This window comes from Bacillus sp. C30 (assembly GCF_040838255.1).
In the GTDB taxonomy this organism is placed as follows: Bacteria; Bacillota; Bacilli; order Bacillales; family Bacillaceae_G; genus Bacillus_A; species Bacillus_A mycoides.
Genome location: NZ_JBFPJH010000303.1, coordinates 1 through 3,888, shown reverse-complemented (window position 1 = coordinate 3,888; position 3,888 = coordinate 1). Strand labels below are relative to the sequence as shown.

The 3,888-nt window shown below is 30.8% G+C and carries 1 protein-coding gene and 1 pseudogene; both read right to left on the bottom strand.

The window, feature by feature from the left end:
• Positions 1-637: 637 nt before the first annotated feature.
• Positions 638-1,195, bottom strand: coding sequence for a DUF3967 domain-containing protein (locus AB3X49_RS18995; protein WP_367964024.1), 558 nt, complete (start codon positions 1,193-1,195; stop codon positions 638-640).
• 245 nt (positions 1,196-1,440) lie between these two features.
• Positions 1,441-3,848 (bottom strand): annotated as a pseudogene (locus AB3X49_RS18990) (Tn3 family transposase); the annotation flags it as partial.
• Positions 3,849-3,888 lie beyond the last annotated feature (40 nt).

Here is a 3,888-nt window from a genome sequence, read left to right as displayed (position 1 = left end):
AAAGAAAGTCATCTGCACGGATGCTTTTCATCATAAGAATACGTTTAAGTTTACCAATATTATCGACGTAAATTAACAGCCCGCTTTTTTCAATAAGCCCGCAGACAAAAAAATAAAGAGTGCCTTAAAACTTTAAAAATGCAATATTTTTGGTTTTTATGACCGAAAATAGGTTGTAATATTGTAAAGAGACATAGTCTCTTTACAACCTCTTATTGAGTATCAATAAAAAGACGAGAGTAATCTCGTCTTTTTATTTTTATAAACCTGTGACGGTAGTGTTTTTTTCGTGCTAATACTATCTCTAACAAGAAAAATTGTAATCTAAAAATGAAAAAACTACCTGGTATTATAAACCAAAAATGGTTTATATTATTACAGAAGGACGAGGAGCCTTCACTGCCTATTATTCATCCATGACACGCAAAAAGACGAGTCTATTCTCGTCTTTTTGTGTTGTATAAACATTCATGTGAGGTTAAAATAACGCCCTATTATCGATTGAGAAGATAATGTCTTCCCCTTACTCTCCCATGGGCTTTTGTTGATTCGCATTTTACCAAGCTTTTGGATTCCCTACACTTCGACAAATCTATTTTTTTATATAAAATCGTGTATACTTTTTAAAGAAAATTCATTAATTGCCCCAAAATTTCCACCATTTTTGTTTTTGGTTAGTAGCAGCTATAATTTTTTTTGTTTCTTGTGTCGTTCTAATAGCGGTCATTAAATCGTGATCTCTTTGTTCTAATCTCGAGATAATATATTCATCTCTTTTTTGTAGTTGTTCTAGAAGATATCTATTTTGGGCTTTTTGTTGTTTTAGGAGAGCTTGATAATACTCTTCTTGTCTTTCTTGATATGCTTTAAAATCTTCTTTAGTGATATAGTTTTTATCTGTTGCTTTTTGAATATCGGATACCGATATTCCCGATGATACTTGTGTTGATACAACGGCCTTTATTGCGTGTTCAAGCGACATATCGGGGTGCTTAGCTATTTCAATAATTTGTTTAAATAGAATAATGTCTTTATCATAATATCCTCTATGTCCTTTTTCATTTTTATATATATGGTATCCTTCTTTCTCTAGTTCTTGGGAATACTTTCTAACAGTGGTATCGGCTATACCTAAAAGCTTTGCCATTTCTTTTGGACTATAGATACGTTGTATCGAAGATATATCGCGTGACATATTGGGTTCACCTCCAAATAATTGATTCTATTTTATTTATGAAATCCCTTTAGGTATGAGAAACCAAAAAATAGATAATATTATTAGAGACACGGTTATACTTTGATCACCATACAAAAAGACGAGATTATTCTCGTCTTTTTGTGTTGTATAAACATTCTTTTCAATCTTTTTCTAAAGGGGGTGTTTTTGCCCATCCCCCGAAAAGGGGGAATAAGACAAAATATACCAAATTATATTTTGTCTTATTCTTCTTCAATTACATGCTCTGTCACTAACCTGGTTAAAATGTCATCTTCATTGATACCCTCAAAGATTGTCTCTAAATTTACTACTGTTGGGGATTTGCTAAATTCATAACGACCATAAAAATTGATATGTTGCCAAGCAACCGGTGAAATATACTTTAATATGTTCATCTCGATACCTTTATTCTGAGATTTCGTTAATAAATTCGATAAGATACTTGCATTGTAGTAAATAATACAATTGGTTAACAACCTACTACATTCATTCCAAATTTGCTGATCTTGTTCAGTCTTGAAACGAAGTTTTCCAAAGTTTGCAAAAGATACAGCCCGACGTAATTTATGATAACTTTCCCCACGGTTTAGCGCCTTTTGAACATTTTGACGTAATGGTAACGAATCAATATATTCTAAAAAATATAGGCTTTTGATGATATTATCATACTCCCATAATGCACGTTTCGTTTGATTTTTTCGGGCATAAGAACTTAACTTTCGAACAATAACATTTTGAGTAGTCGTTTTTAAAGCCAGAGACAATATAATCCGTTTAATATTGTCCCATTCCTTCATAATCAATTCTTTATTGATTTTCCGTAAAGGTTTGATAAGTAATTCTTCATATTGGCTTGGATGTTGAAACCCATATAAATTTCGAGATATTGTTGCATGAATATCCTTATATCTTGGTGCAAATTGATAACCAAATAAATCTAAAATAGCAAAATTAACCTCATTTGTTCCGTGTGTATCTGTAGAATGAATATTAGGCTTTATATCAGTTGTATTATTGTATAAAATATCGAATACATAATGGCTTTCATGCTCATTCGCACCAATAATTCTTGCTTGAATCGGAATATGGTTGGCCACCATTGTATAAGAAGTAATTCCTTTATTCATTCCAAAATATTTAGAGGAATGACGGGACTGTAGCGTATGAATCTGTGTTTCGAATTTTTGACCGTCACTACTCGAATGGACGAAATCATCAATATTATAATATTGAACAATAGGAAGTTTACTTGTTGCATTACTAATGCAGTCATTCGCTTCTTTTAATGTTTCTAATCGAATAAAATTAGATGATGTAGTTGCTAGTTTTGAATAATCTATATCAGAAACTTCCCCCATTCTATACAATCCCATATTTGTTCCCCAAGCTATTAGACATGGAATAAGAATAGTATCATTTGCATTTTGATTTGCATAGCGTCCTAGGATATGTTCAAAGTTATCTAGAAAATTACATTGTTGATTTACAAAGTACAGAATACTTCTCATATCAATTTGTGGCAATACATCGAAAAACGCATGATTAATAGGAGCTGAAACTCGAGTATATGGAAGTGTCCAGGAATTATGATTTTTATGTTTTTTTACTTGAACATGTTTGTTTTTCCCCGAAGTAATTCGTTTATTGATTGAAGTAATACGAGTTTCCAATTTATTTTCCAGTTCTTTTAAATATTGTTCAATGGGCTGTTGTAGGATAGTTAAATGGAGATCTTGAATGATACTCTCTTTTTGTTCCCACTTACCTTCATCGATTAAATCATCTTCAAAACTTCTATACTGTATACTATCTCTACAAAATATATCTCCTGATTGCAACTGATGCCATAAGGAATAATAAATTAAAAATTCATATCGATCTATTAGTAAACGTTTTGAATGAGAATCATCTTTAGTGTAAAGATAACGTTGGTTGCTATTTGTTATAAAGGCTTGAGGGATATCTTCGATATCATATTTGGTTAAGGTTTTTCGTTTCGTAAAAACTTCTTTTTAAAAATTTATTGCATCCATAAGAGAGTCATCCATATCTGTTGTAACAAAATCAACCATCATAAAAATAGGACGAATTTGTCGTTTGAATTGTAAAGCTAATGCATCAATACGTTCCCAACGGAGCGCTTTTTCATCTATCTTCGAATTATCCAGGATTTGATTTGCTAGTTCAGTTAATTTTTGACGGTCTAGGATAGAAAATACACGTTTTTGAATGTCTTTAAATACTGTATTATCTGAAATATTTTCATCTACTATAACTTGTAAAACCTTTCCTACTTTCTTGAAATCCCCCTGGTTTTCTGTGTAATAGGTATATATCTGGTCTTTCGCAAAGGACAGAATATCATCGTTGTATTTTCTTATCTTATAAATAAAACCATTAATCAAATTATCATTCATTCTTTGATAACGATGAAAAATAAAGCACAGTAAATAAATATAAACAAGTGATTCATCAAACCGTTTTAATTTATACACAGAATAATATTCTACTAAGAAACGTAGGATTTAATTCTTTCCGTAGGAATTTTTTATTTAAGCCAAATTTGATTTGCCAGTTTGAAAAGAGGATGAATTTCTTTTCCAAATTCAATTTTCCCGCTTATTTTATTTTATCTTAAATTTTTTTGTTTATGGTTTTTTTTAGGAATT

Bases quoted from the DNA above. Each gene is read 5' to 3' on its own strand.
- AB3X49_RS18995 (WP_367964024.1), bottom strand. From the start codon at position 1,195: ATGTCACGCGATATATCTTCGATACAACGTATCTATAGTCCAAAAGAA.